25 protein-coding genes and 1 pseudogene are annotated in these 25,865 nt (G+C 46.8%); 9 read left to right on the top strand and 17 right to left on the bottom strand.

The features are described from left to right. Positions 1-212 precede the first annotated feature (212 nt). From FYJ57_RS07265 to FYJ57_RS07255, 3 genes are all read right to left on the bottom strand, one after another. Positions 213-764 carry a DJ-1 family glyoxalase III gene (locus FYJ57_RS07265; RefSeq protein WP_154432182.1) on the bottom strand — a complete coding sequence of 184 codons (552 nt, stop codon included), beginning with the start codon at positions 762-764 and terminating at the stop codon, positions 213-215. Positions 765-834: 70 nt separating this feature from the next. Beyond that, a complete protein-coding gene (proC, locus tag FYJ57_RS07260) occupies positions 835-1,629 on the bottom strand; it encodes a pyrroline-5-carboxylate reductase (protein ID WP_106491919.1) in 795 nt (264 codons plus the stop codon). Between the two features lie 116 nt (positions 1,630-1,745). After that, positions 1,746-2,825, bottom strand: a complete 1,080-nt coding sequence (locus tag FYJ57_RS07255; RefSeq protein WP_154432181.1) for an NlpC/P60 family protein — start codon at positions 2,823-2,825, stop codon at positions 1,746-1,748. A gap of 190 nt (positions 2,826-3,015) precedes the next feature. Here FYJ57_RS07255 and FYJ57_RS07250 point away from each other — a divergent pair, with 190 nt between their 5' ends. Then, positions 3,016-3,189: a chorismate--pyruvate lyase gene (locus tag FYJ57_RS07250; protein WP_106491917.1), complete on the top strand. Its 174-nt coding sequence runs from the start codon at positions 3,016-3,018 to the stop codon at positions 3,187-3,189. Between the two features lie 108 nt (positions 3,190-3,297). Here FYJ57_RS07250 and FYJ57_RS07245 read toward each other — a convergent pair whose 3' ends face one another. The 4 genes from FYJ57_RS07245 to FYJ57_RS16230 all read right to left on the bottom strand — a co-directional run bounded on the left by FYJ57_RS07245 (position 3,298) and on the right by FYJ57_RS16230 (position 6,840). Continuing rightward, positions 3,298-4,296 carry an ABC transporter substrate-binding protein gene (locus FYJ57_RS07245; protein WP_154432180.1) on the bottom strand — a complete coding sequence of 333 codons (999 nt, stop codon included), beginning with the start codon at positions 4,294-4,296 and terminating at the stop codon, positions 3,298-3,300. Between the two features lie 134 nt (positions 4,297-4,430). Next, positions 4,431-5,018: an HD domain-containing protein gene (locus FYJ57_RS07240; protein ID WP_118575631.1), complete on the bottom strand. Its 588-nt coding sequence runs from the start codon at positions 5,016-5,018 to the stop codon at positions 4,431-4,433. A 173-nt stretch (positions 5,019-5,191) separates the two neighbouring features. Continuing rightward, on the bottom strand, positions 5,192-6,550 hold the full coding sequence (locus FYJ57_RS07235) for a M20 family metallopeptidase (protein WP_154432179.1): 1,359 nt from the start codon (positions 6,548-6,550) through the stop codon (positions 5,192-5,194). 101 nt (positions 6,551-6,651) lie between these two features. Further along, a complete protein-coding gene (locus FYJ57_RS16230; protein WP_328597445.1) occupies positions 6,652-6,840 on the bottom strand; it encodes a DUF6783 domain-containing protein in 189 nt (62 codons plus the stop codon). Between FYJ57_RS16230 and FYJ57_RS16225 the strand changes: the two are divergent. The 4 genes and pseudogenes from FYJ57_RS16225 to FYJ57_RS07220 form a co-directional block, all read left to right on the top strand. Beyond that, a pseudogene (locus tag FYJ57_RS16225) lies at positions 6,751-7,074 on the top strand (DUF6783 domain-containing protein); the annotation flags it as partial. The gene FYJ57_RS16230 and the pseudogene FYJ57_RS16225 overlap by 90 nt on opposite strands. Beyond that, a complete protein-coding gene (locus FYJ57_RS07230; RefSeq protein WP_022172270.1) occupies positions 7,055-8,485 on the top strand; it encodes an MATE family efflux transporter in 1,431 nt (476 codons plus the stop codon). The pseudogene FYJ57_RS16225 and the gene FYJ57_RS07230, both read left to right, overlap by 20 nt. A gap of 333 nt (positions 8,486-8,818) precedes the next feature. Then, the gene (locus tag FYJ57_RS07225) at positions 8,819-9,007 is read left to right on the top strand and encodes a hypothetical protein (RefSeq protein ID WP_022172271.1); all 189 of its coding nucleotides are present in this window, start codon (positions 8,819-8,821) and stop codon (positions 9,005-9,007) included. A 175-nt stretch (positions 9,008-9,182) separates the two neighbouring features. Beyond that, positions 9,183-9,419, top strand: coding sequence for a helix-turn-helix domain-containing protein (locus FYJ57_RS07220; RefSeq protein ID WP_022172272.1), 237 nt, complete (start codon positions 9,183-9,185; stop codon positions 9,417-9,419). A 136-nt stretch (positions 9,420-9,555) separates the two neighbouring features. Here FYJ57_RS07220 and FYJ57_RS07215 read toward each other — a convergent pair whose 3' ends face one another. After that, positions 9,556-10,002, bottom strand: a complete 447-nt coding sequence (locus tag FYJ57_RS07215; RefSeq protein WP_022172273.1) for a CYTH domain-containing protein — start codon at positions 10,000-10,002, stop codon at positions 9,556-9,558. A 204-nt stretch (positions 10,003-10,206) separates the two neighbouring features. Here FYJ57_RS07215 and FYJ57_RS07210 point away from each other — a divergent pair, with 204 nt between their 5' ends. The 3 genes from FYJ57_RS07210 (at position 10,207) to FYJ57_RS07200 (ending at position 14,136) form a co-directional block, all read left to right on the top strand. After that, a complete protein-coding gene (locus tag FYJ57_RS07210; RefSeq protein WP_277664075.1) occupies positions 10,207-11,910 on the top strand; it encodes an ABC-ATPase domain-containing protein in 1,704 nt (567 codons plus the stop codon). A 426-nt stretch (positions 11,911-12,336) separates the two neighbouring features. Next, a complete protein-coding gene (locus tag FYJ57_RS07205; protein WP_154432177.1) occupies positions 12,337-13,509 on the top strand; it encodes a YncE family protein in 1,173 nt (390 codons plus the stop codon). A 24-nt stretch (positions 13,510-13,533) separates the two neighbouring features. Then, complete coding sequence (locus tag FYJ57_RS07200; RefSeq protein ID WP_154432176.1) at positions 13,534-14,136, top strand: SGNH/GDSL hydrolase family protein; 603 nt, start codon at positions 13,534-13,536, stop codon at positions 14,134-14,136. Here FYJ57_RS07200 and FYJ57_RS07195 read toward each other — a convergent pair. The 8 genes from FYJ57_RS07195 to FYJ57_RS07160 form a co-directional block, all read right to left on the bottom strand. Continuing rightward, positions 14,114-14,338: an alpha/beta-type small acid-soluble spore protein gene (locus tag FYJ57_RS07195; protein WP_118575615.1), complete on the bottom strand. Its 225-nt coding sequence runs from the start codon at positions 14,336-14,338 to the stop codon at positions 14,114-14,116. The genes FYJ57_RS07200 and FYJ57_RS07195 overlap by 23 nt on opposite strands. 66 nt (positions 14,339-14,404) lie before the next feature. Beyond that, positions 14,405-14,587 (bottom strand): PspC domain-containing protein, encoded by a 183-nt coding sequence (locus tag FYJ57_RS07190; protein WP_022172278.1) that lies wholly within the window; start codon positions 14,585-14,587, stop codon positions 14,405-14,407. Between the two features lie 59 nt (positions 14,588-14,646). Then, on the bottom strand, positions 14,647-14,889 hold the full coding sequence (locus FYJ57_RS07185) for a hypothetical protein (RefSeq protein WP_022172279.1): 243 nt from the start codon (positions 14,887-14,889) through the stop codon (positions 14,647-14,649). After that, the gene (locus FYJ57_RS07180) at positions 14,886-15,647 is read right to left on the bottom strand and encodes a DUF1700 domain-containing protein (protein ID WP_154432175.1); all 762 of its coding nucleotides are present in this window, start codon (positions 15,645-15,647) and stop codon (positions 14,886-14,888) included. The genes FYJ57_RS07185 and FYJ57_RS07180 overlap by 4 nt, the downstream gene beginning before the upstream one ends. Next, positions 15,637-15,966 carry a PadR family transcriptional regulator gene (locus FYJ57_RS07175; protein ID WP_022399506.1) on the bottom strand — a complete coding sequence of 110 codons (330 nt, stop codon included), beginning with the start codon at positions 15,964-15,966 and terminating at the stop codon, positions 15,637-15,639. The genes FYJ57_RS07180 and FYJ57_RS07175 overlap by 11 nt, the downstream gene beginning before the upstream one ends. A 219-nt stretch (positions 15,967-16,185) precedes the next feature. Then, positions 16,186-19,809, bottom strand: a complete 3,624-nt coding sequence (gene addA / locus FYJ57_RS07170) for a helicase-exonuclease AddAB subunit AddA (protein ID WP_154432174.1) — start codon at positions 19,807-19,809, stop codon at positions 16,186-16,188. Continuing rightward, positions 19,769-23,224, bottom strand: a complete 3,456-nt coding sequence (gene addB, locus FYJ57_RS07165) for a helicase-exonuclease AddAB subunit AddB (RefSeq protein WP_154432173.1) — start codon at positions 23,222-23,224, stop codon at positions 19,769-19,771. The genes addA and addB overlap by 41 nt, the downstream gene beginning before the upstream one ends. A gap of 176 nt (positions 23,225-23,400) precedes the next feature. Beyond that, positions 23,401-24,294, bottom strand: a complete 894-nt coding sequence (locus tag FYJ57_RS07160; protein ID WP_328597444.1) for a radical SAM protein — start codon at positions 24,292-24,294, stop codon at positions 23,401-23,403. Between the two features lie 128 nt (positions 24,295-24,422). Between FYJ57_RS07160 and FYJ57_RS07155 the strand changes: the two genes are divergently transcribed. Then, positions 24,423-24,884: a hypothetical protein gene (locus tag FYJ57_RS07155; RefSeq protein WP_154432172.1), complete on the top strand. Its 462-nt coding sequence runs from the start codon at positions 24,423-24,425 to the stop codon at positions 24,882-24,884. Positions 24,885-24,898: 14 nt separating this feature from the next. Here FYJ57_RS07155 and FYJ57_RS07150 read toward each other — a convergent pair whose 3' ends face one another. After that, entirely contained in the window at positions 24,899-25,798 is a 900-nt protein-coding gene (locus FYJ57_RS07150) for an acyltransferase domain-containing protein (RefSeq protein ID WP_154432171.1), read from the bottom strand. Positions 25,799-25,865 lie beyond the last annotated feature (67 nt).

The raw sequence follows: 25,865 nt of genomic DNA, 5'->3' as shown, positions 1-25,865 counted from the left end.
GAAATCATTTTCTAATTGTATTATTGCTAATTGCAGGCTCTTTTTCAGTTTCCTGCACCTTTGCATAGATTTTTCCATACTCATACATCTGAGTAGTATATCATAAGCCCTTTAAAAACGCCAGCTTTTTTTGCGGTTTTAAGGGCTTTTTCCTGATTTTTAAGACTCTTTGCACAATTTCTCTCGGAAACGTGCATGCTTCCATCACGTCATTACCGTCTGTAAATAATAGATGCCTTGATTTCCTCTGCTTTTTTTTCATCCTGCAGCCGTGCGATCAGTGCCGCTGCAAAGTCTATTGCCGTTCCCATACCGCGGCTTGTGATCACATGATCGGTAACCGCTACTGTTCCTTCTCCGATGGTTGCTCCGGTCAGTCTCTCTTCAAATCCTGGGTAACATACCGCTTCTTTTCCATTTAGGATACCCAGATCCCCGAAAACGCTTGGTGCCGCACAGATTGCTGCCAGTTGTTTTCCTTTTGTATCCCAGTCACACAGCATATCCGTCAGCGGTTTGTATGCACCAAGATGTCTGGTTCCAGGCATTCCTCCCGGCAGAACCAGCATTTTACCCTCTGTAAAATCTGTTTCTTCAAAGAGGGCATCTGCTTCCACTTTGATCTTATGAGAACCTTCGATCATTTTTCTTCCCATGATAGATACTGTCTCCACCTCTTCTCCGGCCCGCCGCAACAGATCCACTACAGTCAGTCCTTCAATCTCTTCAAATCCATCTGCCAGAAATACATATACTTTACTCATCGCTTTCCTCCCTGCATATCCTTCAATCGTCTGTCATGTTCTTCATAAATACGCATTATATTTCTATATTTTATACTTCCCGTCCCTTTTTTACACAGGCTTTCATTGCTTCGAAAACCGCACTTCGCAGTCCTTTTTCTTCCAGCACCCGGACAGCTTCGATTGTTGTTCCCTTCGGAGAGCAGACCATATCTTTCAGTTCCCCCGGGTGTTTACCGGTCTCAAGAACCATTTTTGCGCTTCCGAGTACCGCCTGTGCCGCAAAGCGGTACGCCTGTGCTCTCGGCATGCCGTCTGCCACGGCTGCATCTGCCATCGCTTCAATAAACATAAATACATACGCCGGTGAACTTCCGCTTACACCGACCACCACATCGATCATATCCTCTTCCACGATCTCCGTTTTTCCAAATCCGGCAAAGATCCGGCAGACCGTATCCACATCTTCGCTACTGCATTTTGCATTGCCGCAGACACAGCTCATGCCCTCACCTACCAGTGCCGGTGTATTCGGCATGGTGCGGACAATCTTTAACGGTTTTTCAAACAATCCCTCTATCCATGTCAGTTTCTTTCCCGGTGCAATAGAAACAACAATGGTATCATCGGCTACAACATCCCGGATCTCTTTGATCACATCTTCATAATAAAATGGTTTTACTGCCAGAATCAGAACTTCTGCAAATGCTGCCACTTCCCGGTTATCTGCAGTCATTGCAATCCCCAGTTCTTCTTTTTTCTTTTCACGGCTGACCTCTGTTTTTGCGGAAGCAAGGATATCCGCCGGTGCTACCACCTGATTTTTTATGATTCCGCCGATCATCGCGGAAGCCATATTTCCACATCCGATAAATCCAATTTTCATCTTTTTCTCCTTCTGCTGTAATATATATATTATTATTTTGCTTATATCAAATATATTTTTGAAAATTTTAGAAACTTCTCATCCGTTTTTTCCAAGTATTCTGAATGTTCGTTCTCTCAGGTTTTATAACGATCCATTCGGACGAATTTTGCATTCGCAAGATCGTTTTCATTTAACGGGCGTTTCCAGGTTCGGCAGTTGCATTTTGTTCCCTTCACATGCTGATCACAGCTCAATCCCAGAGAACATACCGCCGGTCCTCCGCACTCGGAGGCAACCACCATATCATTTCCAATATACAATAAAATATGCTGATATCGTTCCCCGTTATAACAGGTACAGATCGCATCTCCCGGCTGCAGTTCTTCCCGGCTGACCTCCTGCCCGTACCGGGCAAAATTGTCAGCGTTCAGATCGGCACCAAAATCATATCCGTTCTGTGTATACGCATACATCAGAAGCCCGGAGCAGTCCACACCTCCGTCCTGGGGTCCATTGCCTCCCCAGATGTACTGGGCATCCAGCAGTGTCAAAGCTGTCTTACATACCTCGCTGTCCGTCACCGTCACCGTGCAGGTTGCTTCCTTCGTTCCCATACTTGCTGTGATGGTTGCAGTGCCTTCTCCCACGGCCGTTATTTTTCCTCTGGAAACTTCCGCCACACTGGGATCGGAACTCGTCCACTGCATGTATTTCCACCGGGTGGTATCCTGCGGCTGCCACTGTGTCAGAAGATTTGCCGTCTCACCCCGGAGCAGGGTAATTGATTCCTCATTCAGTGTCAGACTCTCTAATGGCAGGTCTTTTTCTTTTTTTATCGAAGTGTCCTTTTTACCCTCACTGTCTACCCAATATCTGCCGACCCAGGTGTCCGTCAGCATCCTGCCATCGGTTCCCACATAATACTCATCGATCCATCGTCCGGTCTGCAACACACCGTCTTCGTCAAAATCATACCAGTTATCATCAATCTTTCGCCATCCGGTAACGCAGTAACCATTCTCGTCAAAATAATACCATTTATTATCGATCTCTTTCCACTGCCACGCCGGCCAGATTCCATCCTCCTCCTGATACCACCAGTTGTTTTCTTCCTGCTGCCAGGTGCCTGCCAGAACAGTGTCAGGTACCTGTATATTTATCACTGCAAGGCACAGCAGTGCTCCGGCAAGATATTTGTATCTTCTTTTTTTCAACTCTCTACGCCCCTTTTTTATAGTTACTGTTCACTCCGTGCTCAGTAACACGCTGCGCGATGCACTGAATCTATGCTGAACGGTAACTTTTTATACTCTGTTATCGCCAATTATAACACCGGATGGATGCATTTTCGAGAAAAATTTGTTATAATGAAAAAAATATCATGAGAAATGAGGTGATGGTCTGATGCTGACCTGTGATTATAAAGTACTTTCCATCGATGGTGACTATGCCCACCTGGAACGTCAGGACGCTCCGGAGAATGAACCGAAACTGGTGGCCCGTGCACTGCTTCCTGCAGAGATTTATGAGGGATGTATTCTTCATTATGAGATGATGCAGTATGAGATGAAAAACTGACGCAAAAAGATCATATCCACCTATCGTTTTATTATGAGGATATGATCTTTTTTACAGTTTTTTGATATTATGTCACCTGTTTATCCGGTACATCTGTTTTCAATTCCACTATTTTTTCATTGCTTCTTTCGCATATATCGTAGTCACCAGTTTCTCATAATCTGCCCGCTTTTCCAGTTCTCCGGCACTCTCCAGAATATCCTGTAACAGTTCAAAGGATTCTTTCTCGAACACCAGATTTTCTTTCCAGGTATCCTGACTCTGATAACGTTCCACGATCCTTGTTATCGTATCCAGATCATTTTCCTTAAACTGTGGCTGAATCACCTTCGCGATCTCCTCCGCCGTGTGGGAATTCACATAGTCCACTCCTTTTTGCAGACCGTCGGTAAACGCCTGGATGATCTCCGGATGTTTTTCGACGTAGCTGTTCTTTGCGCTGTAAGAAGTATAGGGCACATAACCGGAATCGACACCAAGCGAAGCAACCACAAAGCCATCCCCGTTCTTTTCAAGTGTCGTGGCCGCCGGTTCAAATTCCACTGTAAACTCCCCTTTTCCACCGGAGAAAGCTGCAGCAGTAGAACCAAAATCAATGCTCTGGTCAATTGAAAGATCCTTTGCCGGATCCAGACCGTTCTCTTTCAGGATATACTCAAAAACCATCTCCGGCATACCGCCTTTTCGTCCTCCCAGCACTTCTTTTCCTTTCAGGTCACTCCACTGAAAATCCGCCATCTCTTCCCTTGCTACCAGAAAGTTTCCCGCACGCTGGGTTCCCTGTGCGAAGTTTATCACCGGGTCGTTGGCGCCTTCAAGATACGCGTACACGGATGCTTCCGCTCCCATAAATCCGATCTGCGCCTCCCCGGAAATGACCGCTGCCATCGTCTTATCCGCCCCGTACCCGGTCACCAGGTCGAGATCGAGGCCTTCCTGTGTAAAATATCCATTTTCCAGTGCGACATACTGTGGGGCATAAAAGATCGAATGTGCCACCTCATTCAGGGTAACCTTTGTCATTTCATTCTCTTTTTCCCCACATCCGGCAAACAGACTGACCACCCCAAAAGCCATCAGCCCTGTTATGAATTTTACTTGTTTCATCCTAACCTCCTGGGTCTGTTTCATAATATTACATTATGGAAAACCAGGCTGGAAGGTGCCAATTTTGATAAATTATATTCTTTATGTCTACTCCAATTTTATCAGACAAAAGATTCCGTGTTCTGTATTTACCATTATTCCGGCAAATTCCCTTTTGCAATATTTTCTTTCAGAATCTGATCTGTCACTTCAAAAAGTTTTTCTGAACCACGTTTTGTTTTTCTCTGTCTTCCGTACACTTTTTCAGCATTTACCTCATGTTCTTTCCAGTCGCCGCCGTCGTTACTGTCGTTTAATAGCAGTGGCTGCAGGTTATCCATGGCACGGGCAAATTTCGCCTCCGGCGTCTGAAATGCTTCGAACTCATCGAAAATCCGAACCAGTTCCTGCTTCTGATCTTCCGGGAGCAGGGAAAAAATCCGCTCTTTTGCTGCATCTTCTCTGGCTTTCTGCGTTTTCAGACCGTCTGCGTCATATGCATAGGTATCTCCGGCATCGATCTCCACGATATCGTGTATCAGGCACATCAGCATCACCCGTCCGATATCCACCGGCTCGTTGGAGTATTCCCGCAGCAGATACGCCATGATCGCCATATGCCATGCGTGTTCCGCATCGTTTTCGTTTCTGCCCTGACCGGACAGATGGGTCTGCCGGAAAATATTCTTTTCTTTATCAATTTCCAGAACAAATTCCAGCTGTTGTTTTAATCTCTCATCCATATTTTTCTCCTTCTGCGCATGCTCTCTTTATTTATCTCCGGTTATCCGGCACTGATCAACTCTCATATAAACACAGACTTTGACTCGTTGCACACGGAAATCAAATACCATAAAAGAAAAACTACCGTCAACTTCTACCCCGGATGTTGACAGTAGTTTTTCTCCGACTCTCATCAGATAGCCAGCAGATTTTTGATTGCTTCCATATAAATCAGCACAGACTCTTCCATGCCTGACACCAGAATATACTCATCCGCGCTGTGGATCCGATAATCGATGCCCGGCATCTCCGGACCGAAGGCGATGATATTTTTCAGGGATTTTGCGTATGTTCCACCGCCGATTACCATCGGTTTGTTCTCGGTATCTCCGGTTACATCGACATAGGCTTTGTATAAAGCAGTCACCAGCGATGAATCTGCCGGGAAGAACAGGGATTTCCCTACGCTCCGGATCTCAATACGGCCATTTTCGTCTTCCAGTTTTCCTTCACACATGCTGCGAAGCTCCTCTTCTTTCAAAGTAACCGGAACACGGATATCGATCGTACAGGAGATTACACCGTCCTCAGTCTTTACGATACCGTTACAGAAAGTAAGATCTCCGTAAGCATCGGCAAACTTCAGTCCGATTCCTGCACCATCGCAGGAAGTTCCCAGATGGGTATTATAGAAGGTAACAAAATCATCTTCAAATCCTGCTTTTTCCAGGCATTCGAAGGTAACCCCTGCTGCATTGACACCCAGTGTCGGTGTACTTGCATGTGCCGGAACACCTTTGGCATAGATGTTCAGAGTTCCCTTTTCTTCGGTCACTTTATATTCCTGCAGTTTTGTCTCGGAAAGTGCTGTTTCCAGTCTTTCTTTCAGTCCCGCTTCTGCAGGGATCACGGTATTACAGGAGTCGCAGACCGCATTGACCACAAATCCTCCGTTCATGGAGATGATCTTTGTGTTTTTGGAATAGGCCATCATATGCACGCCGCCTTTTTCTCCGTGAATACATGGATAGCTTGCATCCGGTGTAAAACCGCAGGACAATTCTTCTGCAACCTCATTATAGTGTTCCATACATTTGGAACCGTTTTCCTCGTTACATCCCATGATCAGGCGGACACGTTTGTTTAATTTCACACCGGAATCACGCAGCAGTTTCATCGCATACAGAGCTTCAAGAATCGGTCCTTTATCATCGGTGGTTCCGCGGCCGTACACATAGTCACCGTCACGTGTCAGGGTGAATGGATCATGTGTCCAGTCACCGCCTGCCGGCACGATATCCAGATGACCGGCGATACCAACGATCTCGTCCCCCTCACCCATCTCTGCATATCCGCAGTAGTTATCCAGATTCACGGTCTTAAATCCCAGTTCTTCCGCGATTTTCAGTCCTACTTTCAGTGCTTTTGCAGGTCCTTCTCCAAAAGGCATTCCCTCTGCCGGTGTACCAAGCTGAGAATCAATGGCAACCAGTCTTCCCAGGTTCGTCAGCATCTCGTCTGTCAAATCATGGATTTCTTCTTTTATACTCATTAATCTTTCCTCCAAATTTTCATTTAATATGCTCATTATACCAGATAATGGAATTGTTGACAATTTGCATTTTGTAGTTGCAGGATTCATCATATTCAGGATTACGGTTCATTCCGTGCCAGCAACACGCCTCGCGGAATATTACCAGTGAACAGTAACTCTTCAGGTTCATCCGGGCTAGAGCGTGTCTGAAAAAGGCTTTTCGTGAGCTGCAAGTTCCAGTTTGTGGGAGAGTTTATCCGAATGAGGGCGGCGTAGCGGGCTACGGCAACCGAATGAGGGTAAAATATACCGCAAAGTGGGGCTTGCAGATTGCGGAAATGATTTTTCAGACACGCTCTAACAGGACAGGGCATTTCCTGACAGCTGTTTTCCTGTACAAAATCATGAAAACGTTAGGATTTTTTTGTGCTGTTTTTCTGACTTCTTTTAATGACTTCCGTTTCAAAAACTGTTACACTGGGAGTATAATGCTACATTATATGTTATTGGAGGTTTTTACAAATGAATCACAAAAACTTTGACTGGGGCTACTTTCTGAAGCACATTGCGATCATCGCAGTACCGGTAGCACTTCAGAACCTGCTTACCACAACAGGCAGTATGGTGGATACGATCATGCTTGCTTCGATCGGTGAAAAGGCTGTGGGAGCCGTTGGTCTGTGTGCACAGTTTTCCAGCCTGATGTTTGCAGGGTACTGGGGATTTGTCGGCGGCGGTATGCTGTTTTTCTCTCAGTACTGGGGAGCCAGGGATCATGACGGCATCACCCGTTCCTATGGAATGACACTGCTTTTCATGATGACGGTAGGTGTTCTTTTCGCCTGTCTTGCCATCTTCGCACCGGAATTTGTCATGGGTGTGTACACGGACAAGCCGGAGATCCAGAAAATCGGGATTTCGTATCTGCGTATCGTCGGATTTGCCTATCCGCTTCAGGTCATCGCAATGGCTGCCAGTGCTCTGCTCCGTTCCATCGAACAGGTGAAGATTCCGCTCTACGGCGGTATCGCTTCCGTTGTCGCTAACTGTTTCTTCAACTACCTGTTCATTTTCGGAAAGTTTGGTCTTCCGAAAATGGGTGCAGCAGGAGCTGCCGTCGGAACTGTTATGGCGGGTATCGTAAATGTCCTGATTCTGGTCATCTGCATTCTGTATAAGAGAATCCCGTATGTCCTGGAGTTTTCCAGACATTTTCGCTGGAGTAAAGTCTATGTAAAACAGTACCTGGAAAAATGTTTCCCGATCATCTGTAATGAAGTATTTATCGGTGTCGGAAATATGCTGATCAATATAGTTCTCGGTCGTCAGAGCGAGCAGGCTATCGCTGCTGTCGCCGTCTTCCGTACCCTGGAAGGACTGATTATCGCCTTTTTCAGCGGATTTTCCAATGCTGCCTCCGTTCTCGTCGGAAAAGAGGTTGGCGCAGGTAATCACGAAGTCGCTTATCAGAGAGCAAAGCGTCTGGTCTATCTGTGCAGCGGCATCATCGCAGTTGCCTGTCTTACCCTGTTACTGATCCACAACCCACTGTTACATACACTGGGGCTTTCCGGTGAATCCTATCGGATCGGTACCGGTATGCTGATCATCTATAGTATGGCAGCGATCATCCGTATGGGAAACTGGACGCAGAATGATACCTACCGTTCCGCCGGCGATGCGGCATTTGGATCGATTCTTGAGATTACGTTTATGTATCTGATGGTTCTGCCTTTCGTATACCTCTCGAACTTTTATTTTCATGCGCCGTTCCTTCTCGTTTTTGCCTTCTGCTATATTGACGAACCGATCCGGTATACTCTGATGCAGCATCATCTTTATTCCGGCAAATGGATCCGCCCGGTATCCGGACCGGGACTTGCTACGATTGATGCTTTCCGTCAGAAACATGGAATTAAAATAAAGCAGAAATCTGCAGCGTCTGTAAAATAATGTAGAAAAGAGAAGAATATTTAGGGAACGATTCTCTGAAATGTTCTTCTCTTTTTATATTCTAGTACAGCGTTTCATAAATAACTATACCATACACGCGGGATACGGATTCGAGTGTGCAGGTTTAAAAACGTAGGCGTAGCGGGCTACGCTGAGGCTTTTAGACCTGTGCAATCGGATTCGTAAACAAGAGTATGGTGTAGTTATTTTGAAAACGCTGTACTAGAGCGTGTCTTAAAAAGGCTTTTATCCCACCAGATCTTTCCCTTCTGTATAAAAAATATTTTTTCGCATATTTTAATCCTATAATTACCTTTGCGGAGGTCACTGCCCATGAAAGAGAAAGAAAACCAGAAACTGATCGATTCCTATGATTATCTGTCCAATGCGGCATCCACGCATGACTGCACCGGACTGATTCCGTCCGCGCCGGTCAGTGAAGCAGAACTCGAATCTTATGAGGATGTCTATCATTACCGTCCTCCCAGAATGAACTCTTCTCCTGATACAGAAGAAAAATAGTCTGAAACTGTGTACCTGCCTGTCCTTTTCTTGCATTTTTAAAATTTCTCCTCTATTTTGCAATATTTTACTTTATATTTGCAAATTCTCACATTGTTTCTTTTCGATATATTCTGCTGTACGCTAAGAAAAACACAGGCGATACGTCTGTTTGTATGGAGAAAGGAACAGGGATATGGACTATAAACGCATCAATGAGTTTCGGCTTCTCGGTCTGACCATTGCTTATTATCGCAAACTTCGTGGACTTACACAGGCAGAACTGGCAGAGGCAACAAACCTCAGCCGTACACATATCAGCAATATTGAGGCACCAAATGGAAAAACATCAATTTCTCTGAATAAACTTTTTGATATTGCAGATGTTCTGGAAGTTCCGGTGAAAGATCTGTTTGATTTTCGTGATACCTGACGAATCGCGATAGTCGATACGTTTTTGTAAAAGCACAGACTTTGACCCGTTGCTCTTGTAAAAAAGAGACTGTTTTGTGAAAACTGAGGTATCCCCTTGAAAGCATCACAAAATAGTCTCTTTTTCGTTCTGTTCTTTATTTTTTCTGACTCAGCGTGCTGTTATGGTACGCACTGGACATCGTAACGTCCTCTCCGAACCACTCCGGTGGACAGTAGCTGTTTGCCTCCTCCTCGGTTGCAAACTCCACTTCTGCAAGAAGCAGTCCTCCATATCTTCCGTGAAAAACATCCAGTTCAATTGTCAGTCCGTTCTTCTCCGGGATGCGATAACGGGTTTTTGTGATCACCGTTCCGTCCGCTTTTTCCAGCAGATGTTCATAAGACTCTTTTGTCAGTGGCAGATTATATTCTTCCCGCACCATCAGTCCTTTGGACTTGTAGGTCAGCACATAATCCTCTCCTTCTTTTCTCACCCTCACCACCGGTTCCGTGCAAAGGTATGCCTGTTCCATCTCCATATGCGGATATTGTGCCAGATCTTCCGGCAGTTTTTTGATCAGATATTTTCTTTCGATCTCCATCCCATTTCTCCTTCTGCTCATTTTTGAACGTTTTCTGTTCTTTATTATAACTGCAAAATCCCGTAAACAAAAGTCCTTCTTCCTGCTTGTCTGTATTTTACAATATTGTTATACTGTTTTATGGAATGATACCGGGGTTAAAAGAGTACGACGTACGGAACAATCCGGTATCAAAGGAATTTTCCAGAAAGGATGAATACCATGATTAATACTTCTCAGGATCTAAAAGATCTTCTTTTCCGGATCAACCGTAAAAGTTATCCGGCGTATAAAGACACAAAGGGCAGTTACCGTTTTCCGGGCTATGTACTCTCTATCGACCATGTACAGGGCGATCCCTTTGCCGCACCGTCGAAGCTCAGCCTTCATATCAAAGGTGCTCAGGCAGGTTTCCCGGAGACTCTGTATGCGACACGCGAGATGCGGATCGCGCTTCAGGATCAGCTGATCCGTGGATTTGCTGCGCACATTGAAAAATACAGTTTTCGCGCCAAAGGTTCCGGAAAAAGCGGTCTGATCTCCATCTCAAAACCCGGACAGGAAATCCTGGAGCGTTCCGCCTGCACGATGGATGCAAAAAACGGTGATCTGACTCTTCGTCTGGAGGTCGGTTTTCCTGCAAACGGACGTACGGTCAATTCCGGTGAACTGATCAAGATTCTCTTTGATTTTCTTCCGGTCTGTGTGAAAGCTTCTCTTTTTTACCGGAATCTGGATGCTCGGAAGCTGGAACAGGTGCGGGCACTTGCCGAAGATCAGACCTTTATTCGAAAAGAACTGGCTGCACGAAATCTTACCGCTTTTGTCGCAAACGGTGCTGTTCTTCCGCGGGAATCCGGCGTGTCTCCTCTTCCGATGAAAAACGGAATTTCCTTTGTCTCACCGGATTCCATGGCAGTCACACTGCATCTTCCAAACCACGGTCCGCTGACCGGTATGGGGATCCCGTGTGGTATCACGCTGATCGTAGGTGGCGGTTATCACGGCAAATCCACTCTGCTTGAAGCGCTCGAACTGGGTGTCTATAACCATATTGCGGGAGACGGAAGAGAATATGTGATCACCAGAGATGACGCAGTAAAGATCCGTGCCGAGGACGGTCGAAGCATCAAACACACAGACATTTCTTTCTTTATCAATGATCTGCCGAACCACAAGGATACCCATTCCTTTTATTCGGAAGATGCCAGTGGGAGTACTTCTCAGGCCGCTAATGTCATCGAAGCACTGGAAACGGGAAGTCACCTGCTTCTGATTGATGAGGATACCAGTGCCACAAACTTTATGATTCGCGATGAACTGATGCAACGGGTAGTCAACCGCAATCAGGAACCGATCACACCATTCATTGAGCGTGTGCAATGGTTGAGTGATACACAGGGAATCTCCTCGATTCTGGTTGCCGGTAGTTCGGGATCTTATTTTCATGTGGCAGATACGATTTTACAGATGGATCATTACAAACCGGTGGATATCACAGCATTTGCCAAAAAAGAAGCGGAAGCTTTCCCTTCTATTCAGCCCTCCGCTCCTGCAGGTGCTGTTGCAGACTATCGCCGTGTGATTCAGCCTGATCCCGCTTTCCGTCCGGATCGCCGTCTGAAGATGAAGGTACTCGGTATGGACAGTATCTCCGTCAATCACGATACCATCGATCTGCGCTGTCTCGAACAGCTGGCTGATCAGGAACAGATCCAGGCACTTTCAGCTATTCTCTGCTATGCGGAACGTCGGCTTTTTAATGGGAAAGACACACTGCAGCAGATCATAGATCGACTTGATACAGAATTATCCGACAGAGGACTCGAGATTCTCTCCGAGGGCGGTCGGCTTGCTCCGAACCTTGCCATGCCACGAATCCAGGAAGTCTACGCGTGTATCAACCGATATCGCGGTTTGAAAATCTAAAGAATTTCTTTCTGTTTTTTTTTGAAATTTTATAAAGTCTTCATTACATAGACACATTTTTATCACATTTTCCATGTAATATAATACTCAACAAAGCGAACCACACTTTGTTAAAGGATGTCACAACATCGCCTGTTGTGACACCCTCCCCCTCATTAAGTGGTAACAGTTATTTTTAGATTTCCTTTTTCATATTGGCCGGTATCCGAAAGGGTATCGGCCCTTCCTCATTTTATCCGGAGATTTTTAAACCACTCAGGAATATTATATATTTAATTGTATTTTTTCTTAAAATAAGATATGATTAACAGGTAACTTTTCAGTACCTTCACAGTTATAAGCCAACATGCATTTAAAATCATCTCGCGGAATATAACCTACTGAACAGTTAGATTGACAGTATCATCACATCTTGGGAGACAACTTATGAAAAACAGGCACAAAAAAGAAAATAAATCCACAAAAAAGCATCGCCGGATTTTCTGGATATTCGTCTTTTTCCTTGTGGTCGGAATCGGAGTTACCTCATATATTCTCCTTTTTTCTGCATATACCAGACGGGTGGAACGTGAGGCAATGGCTACCGGCACCGTGCAGGAAGAAATCTACAGTTTTAAAAGCCGACGGGATCTGCTTTCCCTGACACCGGAGGTCAAACGGGCAGCTTTATACGGACGTGCTACCGAAATTGATTATGGTACTTATATTATTCCTGGACTTAATGCTACAGAAACACAGGTTTTCGGAGAAAAAAATACTTCTTCTATCTGTACTTCCATGACTCCTCAGGGACTTGCCGTTACCGAAGATTACCTTCTGGTCACTGCTTACTGTCATACCAATACGCATAACTCTGTCATCTACGTCATCGATAAAAAGACCCATGAATTTGTAAAAGAAATTGTTCTTCGAAATAAATCCCATGTCGGCGGGATCGCATACGATACGATTCATAACAACATCTGGATCTCCTGTATGTCCCGTGGTATTCCACAGGTCAATGCAATCACATTGGAACAGCTGAAAAACTATTGTTTTCAGAATAGCCATCAGCCGATTTCCTACTCGCAGTCTTACGATCTGTATGCAATTACACGGAATTCTTTTCTGACCTATCATAATAATGCATTATATATCGGTTATTATACTTCCAATTCTGCAAGCGTACTGGAAGAATATGATATCACCGAAGATGGAACCTTACAGACCAGTACCGTCGATGATGACACGATAACAACCGGTCAGCTGGGTGTGGATTCGCTGACACCACTTGCCCTGCCATCCGGGATGCGCGTGATCACAGAACGGGCACAGGGTGTGGCATTTTATAAAAACAGGATCCTCACCTCTCACTCTTACGGGGTGCTTCCGGGATCCCTGAAAGTATTTCCGAACTCTCTGCAGATGCTTCTTGAAGAAGACACCATGCTGCAGAAGATCCGTTTTCCGTCAAAACTCGAACAGATCTATGTGGATGGTGACGATCTCTATGTACTGTTTGAATCCGCTGCATATGGCTATCGCTATACTTCGCTGACACAGTTTGATCGGATCTTAAAATTAAATCTGAATACCCTGCTGACAAACAGCACGAACTAATATTATGACCAAAGGAGGGATTATATGAAGCAGTATCTTTTTCTGGGCGACAGCATCACCGATGCGGATCATCTTTTTGATCCTGCCAATCTTGGATACGGCTATGTCTCTCTTCTTGCCCGCAGACCGGAATATGTAGACGCCAGATTTGTAAATCGGGGACATGAAGGATTTACCATTGAACGGGTGTTACAGATGCTCCGTCGGGATGGGATCGGCGGTCATTGGGATGCGATCACCCTCCTTGCCGGAGTCAATGATATCCCCGTGGAACTTTTTACTTCTCACTCCAGGATTCCTCTGGAGTTTTCTGCTTTTTACCGGGAAGTGCTGGATCTTTTATGCCAGCATACTTCCACCATCCTGTTACTGGAACCGTTTCTTTTTGATGAACCGGCAGAATACTCCGCCTGGCATTCTTATATCGAAAAAGAAAGCCAGATCATCCACGATCTGGCACTCTCTTATTCTGCTCATTTTATCACGACGGACTCAATCCTCCGACAGGCAGCTCGCCAGGAAGGAGTCGATGCGATCACGACCGACGGGATTCATCTGACGCCACATGGCAACACGCTCCTTGCTGATCTCTGGCATCAGGCGTTTACTGCTCTTTTCCATGACTGACCCCGCCTTCTTTTTCTTTCTGCTTTCGTCTCCGGTTCATGATCCCACCGATTCTTCCTGTCTCTTTTGCAGACAGAGTCTTCCACCCTTCTTCAAGCACCTGATCGAGAAGTCCTAGTTCCTGCGCGATCTCATATTTCATCTGCTCTTCCCGGCTCATCTTTGCGATATCCTCCCGGCTTATCTTTTTCTCTTTTCCCATAAAAAAAGTCACACTCCTTTTCTCTTGAAGTATGACCTTTTTTTCTCTTTCTATTCACGTTTTTCTTTATTTCGGAATGATGATCGATGCGATGATGTACGCAAGGATTCCGGATCCTCCCATAAAGGAAAAGATCACCCATGCCAGTCTCACCAGCGTCGGATCGATGTTAAAATATTCTCCGATTCCGCCGCAGACTCCACAGATCATATAATTGGTTGAGGAACGATATAATCTCTTATTTTCCATATTCTGATTCTCCTTTTATCATATAAATTTTTACTCTCTGTTATTTTTTCGACCCACGCTTAAAATATATCCGTTACCCATTCCACAAACCAGTTAACCGGATCAAAATTGGTATGGTCACTGATTTCACTCATAACCTCATCTTTCATCTCCTGAAAATCCCCGCTGTTGATGGAAAGTGCATCCACCAGATCATTTCCTCCCCGGATTCCTCCGAGAAGCATCCCGCAGATCAGAAGGGCAAGCCCGAGTCCCCCGCAGATTCCGCTGGTTACAAGTAACCCTTTGTTCAAACGCTTCATTCTGCCCTTGCCTCCTTTCCTTTATGTACGATTCTTGAGATAAAATTCAGCGTGGTACGTAATACACGCGGACACAGCTGAAAGGTAAACCACAGGAAAAATACTGCGCATAAGATTCCCAGTGCGATGCAGATCAGACCGCCGCCCATGCTTACCAGTCCGGCTGCCGGTGAACTGATCGCATGAAGGATCCCTTTGATCAGAACGGCGATCCCGCCTCCGATCATTCCAATCGCTACGGCGAAAAAGCTGATCCACAGGGCAAATACGGTTGCCAGGATTCCGATAAAAATGCCAAGTACTCCACCGCCAACGCCGAGAAGCACCGGAGATGCAAAGACCAGTATAATGATGAGCAGTGCCCATCCGCCAACACCGCGTTTCGGTTTTCTCGCCTGCATCGCATACGGGCTTTGCGTACTGCTATTCTGCCAGCCTTGCTGTGTACTCTGATTCCATCTGTTCATTGTCTGCCCATTCTGCTGCCAGCCATCGGCATCCTTCGTCTGACTTTCTGTCCCTGTATTTTCCATATCGGCATCATTCGCTCCGAATGTCGATCCGCCATACTGCAGGTTTGCCTTGATGCTTGCTGCTACTTTTCCCGGACTTCCCAGTTCCTGGATCACGGCATCCTCGTTTTCCTTCCCGGCATCGTCAAAATATTCCTGATAATAGCGAATGGCTTCCTGCCGTTCTGCCGGCGGCAGATCCTGCAGAAGTCTCGCTAATTGTGCAATAAACTGCTCACGATTCATTGTTGATTCCTCCCTCAAAAACCATGGAAATATTGGATGAATATCTCTTCCACTCCTCTTTGTATAACCCCAATTGGGCCAGTCCCTGCTCGGTTACTTTATAATATCTCCGGTTGCGCCCCGCACATTCCAGATCATAGACCATCAGGCACTGATCTTTCTGCAGCCTGCGAAGCACCGGATACAGGGTGGAATCGGAAATGTCAATAACCTTCCGCACATCCTGTGTGATCTTATATCCGTAAGTGCCTTCCTTCTCTCTCGAGACAACGGCAAGAACAATGGCATCCAAAAGAGCCGCTCCTGTATTAAATACCATATCGCACCCCTTTTTCTTTTTTCTGTATGTTCGAACCCTTTCCCGATCTGTTTTCACGAAAAGACTCCGCTCATACCTTTCCCCCGGTTTCCCGGACCGTATGTTGTTTTGCATTTAATACTATACATCGTATAATATTAGATGTCAACAAATCCTGGGAATCTTTAAAATATCTTAAGACTTCTTCTAAATATCTACAAAAAGCGGCTGCCGCGGAGGTTACACCTCCACAGCAACCGCTTTTCCAAGCGCAAATGAATATAAATAACACTCTTTTACCTTTTTTCCATACGCGCGCTCCAACGCCTGACTGTAATAATGCATCTGCCTCTGATACCGGTCGATCAGTTCCTGTCCCTCTTTTACATGGTCAGTTTTATAATCCACCAGCACCAGGCCGTCCGCCTCTTCCCAGAAAGCATCGATGATTCCCTGCACCAGGATCTGCTCGCCCTGATTCCACGCGGGATTTCTCTCACTGGCATCGATACTCATCACAAACTGCTGTTCCCGGTGCAGTGTGCCAAGCACAAAGGCTTCTTTCATCCGTTTTCCCACAGCCGAACGCACAAACCAGCTGATCTGACTGGAGCGTACCACTTTTGCCATCTCTTTGCTGATCTTTTCTTCCTTCAGCAGTTCTTCAATCTGCTTCTCGATCGCCTGCTGTGAGTCGACTCTTGCGTAGTCCAGGCATTCCAGGATCCGGTGGTATACCGTTCCCCTTGCAGCCCCCTGTAACAGTGGATCCTGTTCTTCTTTCATAAAATCAGGAATGATTGGCTCCTGTTCTTTCTCCGCGTACAGATAGACAGTTTCTTCCTCCGGCTCTTCTCTTCCCTGTTTTTTCAGTTCGGATACACTGACTTTCGCCGGAATCTCCTGCAGATATCCATACGGATACACATAGGAAAATTTCTCTTCCAGATCTTTTCGGATCGTCGCATCAAACACCTCCTGCGGATCCCAGGTTTCGTATGCGGCCCTCTGCCGTACCCGGTCTTCCCGGTCTGTTACCTGATCCGTGATCAAATGTTCCATCTCAAGGATCTGCACCGGAAACTCTTCGTTTGCTCCGGCAAGTGCCGGAAAAATCCAGTCCCAGTAGCAGCGCGCGCCTTCCCGCATGCCGTAAGGAAGTTTCTCTTCCTGCCAGTCCCGCGCCTCCGCCTGTACTGCCTGATAATCCTCTATTTTTTTAACGGTCCCGGTAAGGATCAGTTTTTCTTTTGCTCTTGTGAGTGCCACATATAATACACGCAGTTCCTCACCCAGACTCTCCAGCCGGATCTGTTTCTGGATCACCTGCCGTACCAGTGACGATGCCTGCGTCCGCTCCTTGGGGTCTACCGCCTGCATGCCGATACCGAGATCCTGATGAATCACCAGACCGGTGCTGGCATCGGACATATTAAACCGTTTCCCCATCCCTGCCGCAAAGACAATCGGAAACTCCAGTCCCTTACTTTTGTGGATGCTCATGATCCGCACCGTATCTTCCTGTTCTCCACGGATATTGACCTCACCAAAATCCACCTGATATTTCTGCAATTGTTCCACATACCTGATAAAATTAAACAACCCACGGTAACTGGTACTCTCATATTCCATGGCTTTTTCCACCAGCATCTGCAGATTTGCCCGCCGTTGTGCACCGCCGGGCATCGCACCTGCGTATAACCCATACCCGGTCTTTGTCAGAATCTCTCCGATCAGTTCATGGATCGGCGTATAAGTAACCTTTTCACGGAGTTTTTCATAGACAGACCAGAAATTGCCAAGTTTTTCACACAACTCCCCGTCCTGTCCCTCCTGCAGATAGTTCCAGACACAGCCATAGATTTTCTCCTGCGGATAGCAGGCTTTTAACAGTGCCAGCTCTCTCGCACTGCACCCGCCTAACGGCGATAACAGGACACCGGTAAATGGAATCTCCTGCATCGGATTATCCAGGATCCGCAGATAGTTCAGGATCGTCTGTACTTCTGTCGTGGAAAAATATCCTGTTTTTGAGGTAGCATAGGCAGGGATTCCCATGTCCATCAGCACATTGACAAAGTTCTCCGCCCAGCCGGTGATCGTCCGAAGCAGGATCACACAGTCCTGATAACGTGCGGGACGATACTGTTTTTCTTTCTTATCCCAGACCAGTTCTGTTCCCACCATGCTGCGGATCTTTTCTCCGATCATCCGTGCTTCCAGCTCCTGATCACTCTGTTCCTGCATCTTCTCATCCATACCGTCCGCGCCGGTCTGTGCCACAAGCACCTGGCACGCCGGTTCTTCCGGTACTCCCTCCGGCTTTTCTTCAAATACCGCACCCGGATACAATGCCACATCTGCATCGTATTCCACCGCTCCCAGATCCTTTCCCATGATCCGGTAAAAGATCTGATTGACCCCTTCGAGCACTCCGTCTCTGCTTCGGAAGTTTTTGTGTAGGTCGATCCTCTGACATACACTGTCTTCCAGACTGTAGGTTTCGTATTTTTCCATAAAAAGTTCCGGTCTGGCAAGGCGGAACCGGTAGATACTCTGCTTCACATCGCCCACCATGAACAGATTATGCCGCCCGAAGCGAAGCTGTGACACACTCTGCAACAAAGTCTCCTGCACCAGATTGCTGTCCTGGTACTCATCGATCAGGATTTCCTCAAAACGATCGGAAAACTCATCCGCTGCCTGGGTATACCGGATCTCCCCGTCTTCTTTTTTGACCAGGATCTCCAGCGCAAAGTGTTCCATATCTGTAAAATCAACGATATTTTTCTGCCGCTTTTTTTCCGAAAATGTCTCGATAAACCGACGGGTCAGACGAATCAGTTCCTGCACCGGCTCCCTGCAAAGTTCCAGTTCTTCCAGCACTTCCTCCGTTGTCTCATAAAAATAATTCTCCCGCAGTTTTTTCACAGCATCTTTTGCCTGATCCCGCAGGTTCTTCGCCAGCTCCCGCTTATCCTCCTGCACACTGTCATCTTTCTTTCGTGACAGTGCTTTTGGCTTCCAGCTATCCAGCAGGACTCTGCATCCGTCAAAATCCTGTGATGCGAAAGCCTCTTCCAGATCTCTTCGAAACAAAAGATCCTGTTCCAACGCTTCTCCGTACATATATGGTCCGCCGGGACTGTAGATCACTTCTTTGCACCGCTCCTGAAGATAAGTGATCTGATCCAGCAGGTGTCCGGCATCCTCCCACAGTTTTTTCATCCATATACAGGACACCAACTCTTCCTTTGTCCGAATCTCGTATGCCTTCGTACAGCTGTCCAGCCATTCCAGCGGCCAGGGATTACTCATGGCAAACTCATACATCCGGAGAATCAGTTCCGTCAGCACCTCATCGCTTTTTCCGGTGGCAAAACTCTCCACAAAACGGTCAAAACTTTCGGTTCTCTCCTGGTAACTGCTCTCAAGCACCTCTTTTGCCACATCCTGTTTCAGCAGTTTGATCTCTCCCTCATTCGCTGTGCGAAATCCGGGATCCAGATCGATGGTGTGAAAATAGTTCCGGATCACATAAGAGCAGAATCCGTCGATCGTCGTGATCTGTGCGTTGTGGATCAACGTCTGCTGTCTTTGCAGATGTTCATTTTCCGGATCCTGTTCCAGATAATTCTCCACAGCTTCCGTCAGTCTCTCCCTCATCTCTCCGGCTGCTGCCCGGGTAAATGTCACAATCAGCAGCTGATCGATATCGATGGGATGATCTTTTCTGGTCAGTTTTCCCAGGATTCGTTCTACCAGAACAGCGGTCTTACCGGATCCTGCCGCCGCACTGACCAGGATATTTCTGTCCCACAGTTCAATGACCTTCTGCTGTTCCGGTGTCCACTTCATTTCCATCTTCCTTCTCCCCTTTCTCTCTCATTTTCTTCCACAGTTCCTCATCGGAAAATGTCGGAAGTCTCCGGAAACTGTTTCCCTCCTGCTTTTCATCAAATCCGCAGATCTCCTTAAAGCTGCAATAGTCGCAGGCGGTCCGTTGTTTTAATTTATATGGATTTTTCTCCATCTCCCCGCCAAGGATCCGTGTTCCATTTTCACGGATCTTATCGTTGACATAGGCACAGAGTTCTTCGAACTGTTCTTTGCTTGCCGTTTTGGAACGACTTGAAAGGCTGCCGTTTTTATTGTAAGCTGCCGGGATCACCAGCGATTTTTTCCCTGCTTCCAGTTCCCGATCCAGATCCTTTAAGATCTTTTCTTCTGCCCGGACCAGTCCGTCCACCTTTAATTTTTCCAGCAGTTTCCGTTCAATCTCCTCTTCCTCATCCCCAGGTTTTCCATCCACCAGTGGATCTTTGACATGATAATAAAACATCCCCGCCGGTTCTGCATGTTTTCCCGGATGATTCTTTTCTTCCAGCTCCAGTGCTGCATTCAGATATACGATAAGCTGCAATTGCAGTCCGTGATACACCGAAGTAAGATCCAGAGCCGTATTGCCGGACTTATAATCAATGACTTTCACATAGATCGTATCGTCCTCCTCATAGCGGTCCACCCGGTCAATCCGCCCCCGCAGGCGCAGGCGCTCATCCTCCGATAACTGAAAATTCGATGCTTTCAGATCTTCCTCCATAGAAAAAGAGATTTCAAACCGACTTGGTTCATATTTTCCTGCTTTCAGCTGTTGCTGCAGTGCCCAGACCGTCCGCCGCAGGATCCGTTTTACACGCAGGATCATATACTGGTTTCTTGAACTGCTCTCCAGAATCGTATTGCCATAGTCGTGAATGGTTTCCTCCACACTCGTATCAATCAGCTGATCCCGTTCCTGATCCGTCAGACTACGCCATGTCAGCCGATTTTTTTTGAGATTTCGTGAAAACTGTTCCAGTGCCTGATGGATCACATTGCCCAGATCCGCCTGACGAAATTCGTATTCCTGTCGTTCCTCGATCTTCAGACCATACTGCAGAAAATGTGCAAAGGCACAGGCTGCAAACCGTTCCAGTTCCGTCGCACTGTTTTCCAGTTCTTTCCCGTAAAGTGCCACCGCCGCCGCTTTTCCGATGCTGCTCTCCGGTGCGCCCTCGTATGCCGCCTGGATCCAGCGAAGACACTGCTCCTTCCACTCTTTTGACCGCAGATACCAGGAAAACAGTTCCCTCCAGCCATTGTTCTGCTGCTGTTCTCCATCCTTTCGAAGTCCTGCCAGAAGAATTTCCGTTGCCTGCTGTGCCATCTGCATCTGGCTGATCTCGTCTTTCGGATTATCCTGGATCACCAGTTTCGGATACATCCGAAGAATCAGCGCGATCAGATACGCCGGACTCTGTGCCTGCCCCTGTGCATTTGACTGAGCGTAAGAAAGATACAGACACCGGGAAGGTTTCGTCAGATTCAGATACAGATAGAAACGCTGGATATACATGGATTCTCTTGCTGTAGGTGCCAGTGCTACCTGACGGCTGTCGAGAAATTCCCGATCTGACTCAGACAGCAGACCTGCCTTCCCTCCGTGTTTCGGGATGATTCCGTCGTTGACGCCTGCAAAGAACAGTACTTTGATGTCTTTCAGTCTGGTACGCTCCATCTCACCAATCAGTACCTGATCTGCCGTCGGTGGAATGATGCCCACCCGCATCTCCTGAAATCCCACATCGAGAAGCTGTCCGTACTCCTTCGCCGTGATCGTCTCGCTGCCAAGCATCTGCACCATCTTATCAAGAAGTTCCATGATCATTCCGTAAATCTGGCTGTATTCTTTCACCATCGCCTGATCGCCCTGTGTAGCAAATTCCTGTTCTTTCTCAGATAACCGTTCCTGAATATCATCTTTTACGATCATCTCATAGAGCATCCGTGTCCGTTCTTCCACTGTGTGCTCTTTTTCTTTCATATACTCCGCAAAAGGACCGATCTTTTTCCAGACCTGTTCCCGGATCTGGTTGATTCCTTCGATACTGCCTTCTTCCATCCCCCGGTACCGTCTTACCCAGTGATCCTTCCACTGTTTTTCCCCGCGGATTCCCACAGCGATACAGTAATTTTCCAGTTGATCCACCTGATAAACCGGAATCCCGGACAACCCACAGCGAAGATAACGGAACATACTCTCATAGGAAAAATACTCCACCACCAGATTGACAGCCGCCCGGATATACTCCACAAACGGATTCATCAGAATAGAATGTTTTTCATCGATAAAGCAGGGAATCTCACACTGTTCCATGACCTGTCTGGCATAACTTCCATACGTCGCCATATCCCCTGTGATCACGGCAAAGTCCCCATACCTGTAGCCCTTTGTCCGCACCAGCAAGCGGATCCTTCTGGCGATTTCTTCCATCTCTTCTTTTGGATTTGCAGCCTGAAAAATCTGTACCTCTTCCTGTTCCTTCCGGTACTGCCGTTTATCATATCGAAACAGATGCTGTTCCAGAAATTCCAGTGCCGGTGCCTTGCAAAAACGGCTGTTTTCTCCCGGACGCACCCACCAGGGATCCAGAATTTCCACCCGTTCTTCCTTTGCCATCCTGGTCAGCGACTCCACCATCTCCCCACTCATACGAAACAGTTGCTGCGGACGTTTTAACTGTGCCACAGGCACCTTTTCCTCCAGCGTCACCGTCACCCATACCTGCTGTGTCAGTTTCAGCAGTTCCCGCAGTAATTTATTCTGTACCGGAGTAAATCCGGTAAATCCGTCCAAAGCGATCCAGCTGTCTCTCACCAGTCGGGAACTTCCGATTTTCTCACACAACAGATCCAGAACTTCCTCCGCCGTGATATACCGTTTTCTCAAAAACTCGAAAAAACCCTGATAAATGGTCTGCACATCCTTTAATTTGTGATACAGCAACGGTCTTTCTTTCGCCAGATTGCCGATCTCATCCAGTTCTTCCGGATGAATATCGTACTGCATCAGCTCAGATAACAGTGATTTCATCTCACTGACGGTTCCCAGTTTTTCCAGACTGCTACCCAGAACTCCCAGCTTTTTCTTCTGTTCCTGCACCACGCGTTCCAGTACAAGAATTTTCCCCACGTCTTCCAGAACAGGTGTCTGATCACCGCCTACTTCCGCGAATACCCGGTGTGCCAGACGGTCAAAACTTAAAATATCCACGTTCATGATTCCATGACGGGGACTCAAAGCTACCAGTTCCTTCTGTGTCTGCATCGTAAACTGTTCCGGTACAATCACCAGATACTTTCTCTCCGGATGTTTTCCGGCTTCCTGTAAGATTTTCTGATATAACTGAAAAGATTTTCCAGCTCCCGAATTACCTGGTACAAATTGCAGTGCCATGGATCTTTTCCTCCTTTTTTGTTCCTGCTTCTGCCTGCGCTCAGCATCTTTTCGTCTGTCTTCTTCTCTCTGACAGTTCGACCCCTGTCTTTTTACCGGCAGGGGTCGTAACTGTGTTTTACATTTTTCTGATTGGTTCACAAGGAATATGCAGCTTCCCGTTCTGTTTGATTGCATTATAACCCTTCATAGTCAAAAAGTGGAATGAAACTTTCTTTTGCTGTCCCGCCTTCCTGAAAAAACCCCTGTGTAATACCAAGATCCAGTGCATGATCAAGTACCTTTTCATACTCCCGTTTTGTCACCCTCCGGTTCAGATCCGGGATATCACGCACCTGAGGAAGGGGGGTATACTGATTCATCAGACTGATGGTCAGGTCCTTTCCATATGTTTCATATAACTCATCAAGCACTGCTATGGAGTTTTTCGTATGGCCCGGCAGGATCAGATGGCGGACGATCACACCTTTCTGAATATAACCGTTGTCATCGTATTCACACCTTCCTCCGGCCAACATCATCTCCCGGATCGCTGCCACCGCAACTTCCGGATAATCTTTCGCTTTCGAACAGGCAAAGGCAAGCTCCGGATCCATATATTTAAAATCGGGCAGCCACACGTCCACGACTTCTTCAAGCATCTGCACCGTTTCCACCCGTTCATAACCACTGGAATTGTAGATCACCGGCAGATACATTCCCTGTGCTTTTGCCTTTTTCAGTGCTCCGATCACAGCCGGTGCAAAATGTGTCGCCGTTACCAGATTGATATTCGCTGCTCCCTGTTCCTGAAGTTCCAGAAAAATCTCACTGAGACGATCCCCGGAAATCTCCCTGGCACAGTTTCCTTGTGCGATCTCATAATTCTGGCAGAAAATACACCGCAGACTGCAGCCGGAAAAAAATACAGCACCAGATCCCCGTGTTCCTGAGATACAGGGTTCTTCCCACATATGAAGTGCAGCTCTCGCCGCCCGCAGTTTTCCGTCCATTCCGCAATAACCTTTCTCTCCGGACTCCCGGTCTACGCCGCACATTCTCGGACACAGCATACAGGCATCCATTCCCATCGTTTCTTCCCCCTGTTTCTTCTTGTACTACTGAAAGTTTCCCATTCAATTTTCCGGAAGCCCATATTTCATAAAATCACACCATTTCTCATACACTATAGAAAAGCATCGGAAAAGGAGTGTGTACTATGAGTTCCAAAACCAGGATTGTTGTACTACATATGAAAGAAGTGATCTATACCGCTATCTTTCTCCTACTCGGTCTCCTGATGATCGTTCTTCTTCTGATCATGTTCGGACCATCAAAAAACAAAGAAACCGCTGCCTCTGTTCAGACAACTTCTGCCCTCACCGGACAATATCTTCCGGGCGTCTATAGCACCGCCATTGAACTGAATGACAATACCTTCGATGTGCAGGTAACCGTAGACAGCAACCACATCAATTCCATCGAACTGGTAAACTTAAGTGAATCCACCGCTACCATGTATCCACTGATGGAACCGGCACTCGAAGAACTCGCCTCCCAGATTTATGAAAAACAGTCTCTGGAAGATATCACCTACGAAGACGATAACAAATATACTTCCATGTTGCTTTTAGAAGCCATCAAAAGTGCCCTTGCCAAAGCTTCTGTTCTGCAGCAATAGCTTCCATCCCGTTATTATTTCCGGATAAATATGCCATAGCCGCTTCCCAGTCTGCCTCCCTGCTGCAGATAGTCTGCAATTGCTCTCTGCAGCCCGGTCTTCCGGGGCAATTCTTCCGGTTTCTTCTTCCATTCTGCACCAAATACTCTCCAGCCATCCGGGAAAATCTCATCACTTTTTTCTGTGTCAATCAACTGAAAACGCCTGGCATACGCTTTCATATTCCCTTCCGGAAGAATCTGTACCAGATCCGGATCGATCAGCCAGGATTCCACACCAAACACCCTGTAGTCTTTCGGAAAGTAGTCTTTGAAAAATGCTTCTGCCCGTGCAAAGGCATCCTCCAGAAGCTCCGGTTTCATCGGACCTGCGGATGGAATATGCATATTAATGACAGTATCCCCGGGATGAATCCTTACACCATCCAGTCCACAGTCTTTCTTTCCCTCAAACGGGCGCAGTTCAAATTGCAGACGGCCCAGTCCGAACCTGGTCAGATTGAAGAATCCGTCATACCAGTGACCTACAAAATTGCCGTATACGCCATGAATCTCATAACACTCCAGCATTTTCCACTTCATATCTTCCAGACTCTTATAGTAAATTTCCACAGGCAGTCCCTGTTTTTCATAACGCACTTTCACTTCTTCCCAGCAACACCATAACATCAGTGCATCCAGAAGATAGCGGTTCACTCCCAGTGCTTCTTCTCTGGCTTCTGTCTCTGCCAGTGCCTGGGTAAGAACGGAAAGTTCTCCGTCTGCTGCCATCACCTGCTCTGCCGTCTGCACGATCACATCCCAGTGATCTGCTTCTTCCAGTTCTTTTCTTGCCTCCAGAAGCTGTGCAATTCCTTCTTCCGGCATCTGTATCTTTTCCATCAGACATTTCATCTGTTCTCTCGTTTCCTTCATCTGCCGCTTATTCCTTTCCCTTCTTACTGACTGCAAAATACATTTTCAGAAGTTATCCACCCGTTTT

The sequence above is a fragment of the Oliverpabstia intestinalis genome, assembly GCF_009696065.1.
GTDB lineage: Bacteria > Bacillota > Clostridia > Lachnospirales > Lachnospiraceae > Oliverpabstia > Oliverpabstia intestinalis.
Note: the sequence above shows the minus strand (reverse complement) of the source record. Positions and strands in the feature narration are given on the sequence as shown.

Excerpts from the sequence above, each read along its gene's own strand:
- FYJ57_RS07265 (WP_154432182.1), bottom strand. The coding sequence starts at position 764 with ATGAGTAAAGTATATGTATTTCTGGCAGATGGATTTGAAGAGATTGAA.
- proC (WP_106491919.1), bottom strand. The coding sequence starts at position 1,629 with ATGAAAATTGGATTTATCGGATGTGGAAATATGGCTTCCGCGATGATC.
- FYJ57_RS07250 (WP_106491917.1), top strand. The coding sequence starts at position 3,016 with ATGCTGACCTGTGATTATAAAGTACTTTCCATCGATGGTGACTATGCC.
- FYJ57_RS07245 (WP_154432180.1), bottom strand. The coding sequence starts at position 4,296 with ATGAAACAAGTAAAATTCATAACAGGGCTGATGGCTTTTGGGGTGGTC.
- FYJ57_RS07240 (WP_118575631.1), bottom strand. The coding sequence starts at position 5,018 with ATGGATGAGAGATTAAAACAACAGCTGGAATTTGTTCTGGAAATTGAT.
- FYJ57_RS07235 (WP_154432179.1), bottom strand. The coding sequence starts at position 6,550 with ATGAGTATAAAAGAAGAAATCCATGATTTGACAGACGAGATGCTGACG.
- FYJ57_RS07230 (WP_022172270.1), top strand. The coding sequence starts at position 7,055 with ATGAATCACAAAAACTTTGACTGGGGCTACTTTCTGAAGCACATTGCG.
- FYJ57_RS07225 (WP_022172271.1), top strand. The coding sequence starts at position 8,819 with ATGAAAGAGAAAGAAAACCAGAAACTGATCGATTCCTATGATTATCTG.
- FYJ57_RS07220 (WP_022172272.1), top strand. The coding sequence starts at position 9,183 with ATGGACTATAAACGCATCAATGAGTTTCGGCTTCTCGGTCTGACCATT.
- FYJ57_RS07215 (WP_022172273.1), bottom strand. The coding sequence starts at position 10,002 with ATGGAGATCGAAAGAAAATATCTGATCAAAAAACTGCCGGAAGATCTG.
- FYJ57_RS07205 (WP_154432177.1), top strand. The coding sequence starts at position 12,337 with ATGAAAAACAGGCACAAAAAAGAAAATAAATCCACAAAAAAGCATCGC.
- FYJ57_RS07200 (WP_154432176.1), top strand. The coding sequence starts at position 13,534 with ATGAAGCAGTATCTTTTTCTGGGCGACAGCATCACCGATGCGGATCAT.
- FYJ57_RS07195 (WP_118575615.1), bottom strand. The coding sequence starts at position 14,338 with ATGGGAAAAGAGAAAAAGATAAGCCGGGAGGATATCGCAAAGATGAGC.
- FYJ57_RS07190 (WP_022172278.1), bottom strand. The coding sequence starts at position 14,587 with ATGGAAAATAAGAGATTATATCGTTCCTCAACCAATTATATGATCTGT.
- FYJ57_RS07185 (WP_022172279.1), bottom strand. The coding sequence starts at position 14,889 with ATGAAGCGTTTGAACAAAGGGTTACTTGTAACCAGCGGAATCTGCGGG.
- FYJ57_RS07180 (WP_154432175.1), bottom strand. The coding sequence starts at position 15,647 with ATGAATCGTGAGCAGTTTATTGCACAATTAGCGAGACTTCTGCAGGAT.
- FYJ57_RS07175 (WP_022399506.1), bottom strand. The coding sequence starts at position 15,966 with ATGGTATTTAATACAGGAGCGGCTCTTTTGGATGCCATTGTTCTTGCC.
- addA (WP_154432174.1), bottom strand. The coding sequence starts at position 19,809 with ATGGAAATGAAGTGGACACCGGAACAGCAGAAGGTCATTGAACTGTGG.
- addB (WP_154432173.1), bottom strand. The coding sequence starts at position 23,224 with ATGGCACTGCAATTTGTACCAGGTAATTCGGGAGCTGGAAAATCTTTT.
- FYJ57_RS07160 (WP_328597444.1), bottom strand. The coding sequence starts at position 24,294 with ATGGGAATGGATGCCTGTATGCTGTGTCCGAGAATGTGCGGCGTAGAC.
- FYJ57_RS07155 (WP_154432172.1), top strand. The coding sequence starts at position 24,423 with ATGAGTTCCAAAACCAGGATTGTTGTACTACATATGAAAGAAGTGATC.
- FYJ57_RS07150 (WP_154432171.1), bottom strand. The coding sequence starts at position 25,798 with ATGAAGGAAACGAGAGAACAGATGAAATGTCTGATGGAAAAGATACAG.